7 protein-coding genes and 1 pseudogene are annotated in these 6,214 nt (G+C 70.7%); 4 read left to right on the top strand and 4 right to left on the bottom strand.

Annotated elements, in window-relative coordinates:
* Positions 1–239: 239 nt before the first annotated feature.
* The 4 genes from AX737_RS03440 (at position 240) to AX737_RS03455 (ending at position 2,404) form a co-directional block, all read left to right on the top strand.
* On the top strand, positions 240–596 hold the full coding sequence (locus AX737_RS03440; protein ID WP_003603128.1) for a response regulator: 357 nt from the start codon (positions 240–242) through the stop codon (positions 594–596).
* A gap of 75 nt (positions 597–671) precedes the next feature.
* The gene (gene grxC / locus AX737_RS03445) at positions 672–941 is read left to right on the top strand and encodes a glutaredoxin 3 (RefSeq protein WP_066919012.1); all 270 of its coding nucleotides are present in this window, start codon (positions 672–674) and stop codon (positions 939–941) included.
* On the top strand, positions 934–1,791 hold the full coding sequence (locus tag AX737_RS03450; RefSeq protein ID WP_066919014.1) for a carbon-nitrogen hydrolase family protein: 858 nt from the start codon (positions 934–936) through the stop codon (positions 1,789–1,791). The genes grxC and AX737_RS03450 overlap by 8 nt, the downstream gene beginning before the upstream one ends.
* Positions 1,792–1,951: 160 nt before the next feature.
* A complete protein-coding gene (locus tag AX737_RS03455; protein ID WP_066919016.1) occupies positions 1,952–2,404 on the top strand; it encodes a DUF1178 family protein in 453 nt (150 codons plus the stop codon).
* Here AX737_RS03455 and AX737_RS03460 read toward each other — a convergent pair.
* The 4 genes and pseudogenes from AX737_RS03460 to AX737_RS03475 form a co-directional block, all read right to left on the bottom strand.
* A complete protein-coding gene (locus AX737_RS03460; RefSeq protein ID WP_238231375.1) occupies positions 2,361–2,879 on the bottom strand; it encodes a disulfide bond formation protein B in 519 nt (172 codons plus the stop codon). The two genes, AX737_RS03455 and AX737_RS03460, sit on opposite strands and share 44 nt — an antisense overlap.
* A complete protein-coding gene (locus tag AX737_RS03465; protein WP_066919020.1) occupies positions 2,879–3,460 on the bottom strand; it encodes a YqaA family protein in 582 nt (193 codons plus the stop codon). The genes AX737_RS03460 and AX737_RS03465 overlap by 1 nt, the downstream gene beginning before the upstream one ends.
* A gap of 128 nt (positions 3,461–3,588) precedes the next feature.
* Positions 3,589–5,808 carry an aldehyde oxidoreductase molybdenum-binding subunit PaoC gene (gene paoC, locus AX737_RS03470; protein ID WP_066919023.1) on the bottom strand — a complete coding sequence of 740 codons (2,220 nt, stop codon included), beginning with the start codon at positions 5,806–5,808 and terminating at the stop codon, positions 3,589–3,591.
* Positions 5,809–5,811: 3 nt separating this feature from the next.
* Positions 5,812–6,214 (bottom strand): annotated as a pseudogene (locus tag AX737_RS03475) (xanthine dehydrogenase family protein subunit M); the annotation flags it as partial.

The raw sequence follows: 6,214 nt of genomic DNA on the forward strand, positions 1-6,214 counted from the left end.
GGCGGTATCATCGTGGCGGGCTTGCCCCAGCAGGTCGGCCAGTCGGCATCGGTACAGTGTGGTGCGGGCGGGCAGCCCTGTCCACTGCGGTGCAGGCCGGCCCCCGGAGCAACCCGTGTGGCGCCCGCGCGGCGGTGCGCCACGTCACGCTGGCGGATCCCGAAATCCTAACGCCTTGTTTACCACCGGCTCCCTTTATGGAATGAACGCGTGCGATTCGAAGGGTTCGGAACCGTCCGATGAAGATCCTGCTGGCGGAAGACGACAACGACATGCGGCGCTTCCTGGCCAAGGCGTTGCAGAACGCCGGCTACGACGTGCTGTCCTTCGACAACGGTCTCTCGGCGTACAACCGCCTGCGCGAGGAGCCGTTCGAACTCCTTCTCACCGACATCGTGATGCCGGAGATGGACGGGATCGAGCTGGCGCGCCGCGCCACCGAACTCGACCCCGACATCAAGGTGATGTTCATCACCGGCTTCGCGGCGGTGGCGCTCAACCCGGATTCGAAGGCACCCAAGGACGCCAAGGTCCTGTCGAAGCCCTTTCACCTGCGCGACCTCGTCAACGAGGTGGAGAAGCTGCTGGCCGCCTGAAGCGTCGGCGCCCGGACCATAGGCGCCGTGCGCGGGCCCGCCTATATGGGCGTGTTCCAAACGCAGGACGCGCCCATGCAGCCGGTCACGATCTACACCACGGCCTGGTGTCCCTACTGCTCGGCGGCCAAGAGCCTGCTGAAGGAGAAGGGCGTCGCCTTCCAGGAAATCGACGTCGAGAAGGCCCCGGGCACCCGCGCCACGATGGTGCAGCGGGCGAACGGCCGCACGAGCGTGCCGCAGATCTTCGTGGGCGAGACGCATGTCGGCGGGTGCGACGACCTCTACGCGCTCGAGCGCGGCGGGCGCCTCGACCCGCTCCTCGAGGATTCGGCCGATGCCTGAGGCTCTAAGCTTCGTCGCCGCCTGCGTGCAGATGCGGTCGGGCCGCGAACCTCTGGCGAACCGCGACGCAGCAGTCGCCGGCGTTCGCGAGGCCGCCGCGGCGGGCGCGCAGTACATCCAGACGCCCGAGATGACCTCGCTGGTCGAGCGCAGCCGCGAGCGCCTGTTCGCGGTCGTGACCGAGCAGGAGGCCGACCCGACGCTGGCCGCGCTCCGCGAGGCGGCCCGCGAGACCGGCGCCGTGGTGCAGGTCGGCTCGCTCGCGATCCGCAACGGCGACAAGGTGGCCAACCGCGCCTTCCTGATCGGCTCGGACGGCGAGATCCTGGCGGCCTACGACAAGCTGCATCTCTACGACGTTGATCTCCCGAACGGCGAGCGCTGGCGCGAATCCGCGACCTATACGGGCGGTGCCTGCGCGGTGGTGGCCGAGACGGCGCTGGCGGCGATCGGCCTCGGCATCTGCTACGACATCCGCTTCCCGGCCCTGTTCCGGGCGCTGGCCGAGTCCGGCGCGGACGTGCTGACGGCGCCAGCCTGCTTCACCCAGCAGACCGGTGAGGCGCATTGGCACGTTCTGCACCGGGCCCGCGCGATCGAGACCGGCTCGTTCATGATCTCGGCCGCCCAGGGCGGGCGCCACGAGGACGGGCGCGACACCTACGGGCACTCGATCATCGTCGATCCCTGGGGCCGCGTCCTGGCGGATGCCGGCGGCGCCGAGCCCGGCGTGATCCTGGCCGAGATCGATCTCGCGCGCGTCGCGGATGCGCGGGCCCGGATCCCCGCCCTGCAGCACTCCAAGCCGTTCCGGGTGGAGCGGGTGGCCGCCGCGGACTCTCGCGAATAGCCTCGGTCCGCGCACCGGGCCCGACCCGGACGCCTGGGGCGCGGCGAAGGGTGATCCGGGAACGGAATGCCGCGCGCGATCGCTGCTGCGCCCCTCACCCATTGCGCCCGCGCGCCGGAACCGCCACGTCCGGCCTCATACCCCGCCACGATCCACGAGCATGATCCGCTATGCCCTCGTCTGCGAGGCCGGCCACGAGTTCGAGAGCTGGTTTCCCTCCTCCGATTCCTACGACGACCAGGCTGCGCGCGGGCTGGTCGCCTGCCCGGTCTGCGACTCGACAAAGGTCGGCAAGGCGCTGATGGCGCCGCGGCTCGCGCGCACCGATCAGGCGACCGCGCCCGTGCCGGCTCCCGCCGAGGACGCGCGCGTGCCGATGATCTCCGAGCCCGAGCGGCAGGTGCGCGCGATGCTACGGGCTTTCCGGGCGCACGTCGTCGCGAACTCCGAGGCCGTCGGCCCGCGCTTCGCCGAGGAGGCGCGCAAGATCCATTACGGCGAGAGCGAGGAGCGCTCGATCCACGGGCAGGCGAGCCCCGAGGAGGCCCGCGCCCTGATCGAGGAGGGGATCAGCGTCGCGGCGCTGCCGATCGTTCCCGACGACCGGAATTGAGCGCGGCTTTCCCCGCCACCGAGGCGAGCACGAAGGCGATCACCGCGTTCCAGCCGGCGAGCGAGAGGCCGAGGATGCGCAGGGCCGCGGTCGAGCAGTCGGTCACCCGCGTGCTCGCGAGGGCGTCGCGGAAGCTGCCGAGGTCCGCCGGGTTGGCGCTGCCGCCGCCGCAATCGGTCGGGCCCGGCCAGAAGCCCCATTCGGCGCCCGCGTGGTAGACGCCGAGGCCGGCACCGTAGAGCAGGCCCGCCGCGGCAAGGCCGAGCGTCAGCCGGGCGAGGCGCTCGGGAAGGAACAGGCCGATCAGCGCCAGCGGGATCGCCGCGTAGTAGGGCAGGCGCTCCGTCAGGCAGAGCTTGCACGGCGCGTAGCCGTAGATGTGTTCCAGCACGAGCGCCCCGCCGACCGTCAGCACGGAGCCGATCAGAACGGCGAGCGCCGCCCGCTTCAGGCGCAACAGCGCGATCTCGTCGATCACAGGACCACCTTGAACAGGACGAAGCCGAGGACGATCACGGCGACGGAGATCGCCGCGACCGCGTTGAGGTGCCGGTCGAGCACGCCGCGGATCTGGACGCCGTAGCGACCCAGCAGCGCCGCCAGCAGGAAGAAGCGTGCCCCGCGGGTGACGACCGAGAGCACCGTGAACCAGAACAGGCTGTAATGCGCGAAGCCCGACGTAATGGTCACGAGCTTGTAGGGGATCGGCGTCAGACCTTTCAGCAGGATCACCCAGTGCCCGTAGGCCGCGTAGGATTCCTGGAAGGTCGCGGCCGAGTTCTGCAGGCCGTAGAGCTTGATCAGCCACTGCCCGAGCGAGTCGAACAGCAGCGCGCCGATGGCGTAGCCGACGAGACCCCCGAGGACGGAGGCAACCGTGGTGACCGTGGCGTAGAACCAGACCCGGTCCGGGCGGCTCACCGCCATCGGCACCAGCATCACGTCGGGCGGGACCGGGAAGAACGAACTCTCGGCGAAGGCGACGGCGCCGAGGGCCCAGGGCGCGGATGGCTTTCCGCTGAGCGCGAGTATCCACTCGTAGAGGCGGCGGATCATGCAGGTCCGTGGTCGTACGGTCGGGAGAGCGCGGCCCTTTGAGCACAGCCGTGCGGCCGACGCCAGCAGACATCGGCGGTATCCCGGGCGGCCCCGCACAACCGGGGCCGCCCGGGGGGCGGCACGCATCAGGCCGCGTCGGGCATCCGGTCGAGGAGCTTGTCGAGGGTGATCGGATAGTCTCGGACCCGGATGCCGGTGGCGTTGTAGATCGCGTTCGCGACCGCCGCGCCGACGCCGCTGATGCCCAGTTCGCCCACGCCCTTGGCTTTCATCGGCGAGGACATCGCATCGACCTCGTCGAGGAAGATCACCTCCTGGTGCGGGATGTCGGCGTGGACCGGAACCTCGTAGCCGGCCAGATCGTGGTTGACGAAGAAGCCGCGGCGCGTGTCGACCTCGAGCTTCTCCATCAGCGCCGCGCCGGTGCCCATCACCATCCCGCCGATGACCTGGCTGCGGGCCGATTTGGGGTTGAGGATCCGCCCGGCCGCGCAGACGCACAGCATCCGCCGCACACGGACCTCGGCGGTGTCGGCATCGACCGCCACCTCGACGAAATGGGCGCCGAAGGTCGATTGCTGCTGCGCGTCCGTGATCTTGCCGAACTCGATCGTGTCCTCGGCCGCGATCGCGCCGTCCCGCACCGCCTCGGTGAGCGGCACCGCTCGGTTGCCCGAGCGGACCTCGCCGTTCTCGAACACCGCGTCGGTGGCGTTGAAGCCCAGGCGCTGCGCCACGCTCTCGCGCAGCTTCACACAGGCGGCGTAGACGCCCGCGGTCGCGGAATTCGCGCCGAACTGGCCGCCGGACCCCGAGGAGACCGGGAAATCCGAATCGCCGAGCCGGACCACGACCTGTTCCAGGGCGACGCCCATCATCTCGGCCGCGGTCTGGGCGATGATGGTGTAGCTGCCGGTGCCGATGTCGGTCATGTCGGTCTCGACCGTGACCGTGCCAGACTCGTCCAGCCGGACCCGCGCGCCCGACTTCATCACGAGATTGTTGCGGAAGGCCGCGGCCATCCCGATCCCGACGAGCCAGCGCCCGTCCCGCACGGCACCCGGCCGCGCGTCCCGCTTCGACCAACCGAAGCGCTCGGCGCCGAGTCGCAGGCAGCCCACGAGATCGCGGTGGGAGAAGCGGCGGCCCGGATCGTTCGGATCGACCTGGGTGTCGTTGCGGATGCGGAACTCCACCGGGTCGAGCCCGAGCCGCTCCGCCATCTCGTCCATGGCGACCTCGAGGACCATCAGGCCCGGAGCCTCACCGGGTGCGCGCATGGCGTTGCCCTCCGGCAGGTCGAGCGCGGCGAGCTTCACCGCGGTCAGGCGATTGGCGCCCGCGTAGAGGAGCTTGGTCTGGCTCACCGCAGTCTCGGGACTGCCCTCGGGGAGGTTGCCCGAGATGCTCTCGTGAGCGATCGCCGTGATCGTCCCGTCCTCGAGCGCCCCGATGCGCACGCGCTGCATCGTGGCCGGCCGATGCGTGGTGTTGTTGGCGATCAGCGGGCGCGTCAGCGCGACCTTGACCGGGCGCCCGGCGGCCTTGGCGCCGAGCGCGGCGAGGATCGCGTCCGCGCGCACGAAGAGCTTGCCCCCGAAGCCGCCGCCCACATAGGGCGCATCCAGCCTGACCTTCTCCTTCGGCAGCCCTAGGATCTTGGCGATGCTGCCGTGGCCCCAGCCGATCATCTGGTTGGCGGTCCAGAGCGTGAGCCGGTCGCCTTCCCAGGCCGCGGTCGTCGCGTGCGGCTCCAGCATGGCGTGGCTCTCGTCGGCGGTCGTGTAGGATCGGTCGAGCGTCACCGGCGCTTCCGCGAAGGCCGCCTCGAAATCGCCGACCCGCTCTTCACCGTCCCCGCCGCTGCCCTCGCCGCTGTCGGCCGGGACCGGCTCGGCGGACTTCGCCGCCTCGGCGAGGTCGAAGCTGCCTGCCTCCGGCGCGTAATCGACACGGACCAAGAAAGCGGCGGCGCGGGCCTGCTCGAAGGTTTCCGCGACCACGACGGCCAGCGCCTGATGGTAGTGCTGGATGACGTCGCCGCCGAACAGGTAGGCCGTGTTCATGACGCCGCGCTTGAGGCGCGGCGTGTCGAGCGTGGTCACCACCGCCAGGACGCCGGGAGCCCCGAGCGCCGCCGCGGAGTCGATCGCGGTGACGCGCCCCTTGGCGATGGCGGAGCCGAGCACGTAGCCGTAGGCCGCGTTCGGCGCCGCGTCGTGGCGCTCGTAGGCGTAGGGGGCCGTGCCCGTGGTCTTGTACTTGCCGTCGATGCGGTCGGTCGGCTGCCCGACGACCTTGAGCCGGTCGATCGGGTTCTGCCCCGCGGGGGTGTCGAACTTCATAGCTCAGGCCCTCGCCTGGTTGAGCGCCGCACCGAGGATCCGCTCGGCGAGCTTCAGCTTGAACGCGTTGTCGTGTGTGGGCCGGGCCTCGGCGAAGACCTGATCGGTCACGGCCCGCGCGCCTCTGGGCAGGTCGGCCTCGGCCGCCTCGACGCGCCAGGGCTTGTGGGCGACGCCGCCGAAGGCAACGCGTCCGGTGCCGTCCGGGCCGATCACGGCGGCCGCCGAGACCAGCGCGTAGGCGTAGGAGGCCCGGTCGCGGACCTTGCGGTAGATGTGCGTGCCGGCGACCGGCTTCGGCAGCGTGACCGCGGTGATCAACGCGCCGGGCTCGAGGGTGGTGTCGATCTCCGGCCGGTCCTCGGGCAGGCGGTGGAAGTCGGCGATCGGGATCCTGCGCTCGGTG

Origin of the sequence: Methylobacterium sp. CCH5-D2, assembly GCF_001556475.1 — a bacterium.
Taxonomy (GTDB): Bacteria; Pseudomonadota; Alphaproteobacteria; order Rhizobiales; family Beijerinckiaceae; genus Methylobacterium; species Methylobacterium hispanicum.

Excerpts from the sequence above, each read along its gene's own strand:
- AX737_RS03440 (WP_003603128.1), top strand. The coding sequence starts at position 240 with ATGAAGATCCTGCTGGCGGAAGACGACAACGACATGCGGCGCTTCCTG.
- AX737_RS03455 (WP_066919016.1), top strand. The coding sequence starts at position 1,952 with ATGATCCGCTATGCCCTCGTCTGCGAGGCCGGCCACGAGTTCGAGAGC.
- AX737_RS03450 (WP_066919014.1), top strand. The coding sequence starts at position 934 with ATGCCTGAGGCTCTAAGCTTCGTCGCCGCCTGCGTGCAGATGCGGTCG.
- paoC (WP_066919023.1), bottom strand. The coding sequence starts at position 5,808 with ATGAAGTTCGACACCCCCGCGGGGCAGAACCCGATCGACCGGCTCAAG.
- AX737_RS03465 (WP_066919020.1), bottom strand. The coding sequence starts at position 3,460 with ATGATCCGCCGCCTCTACGAGTGGATACTCGCGCTCAGCGGAAAGCCA.
- grxC (WP_066919012.1), top strand. The coding sequence starts at position 672 with ATGCAGCCGGTCACGATCTACACCACGGCCTGGTGTCCCTACTGCTCG.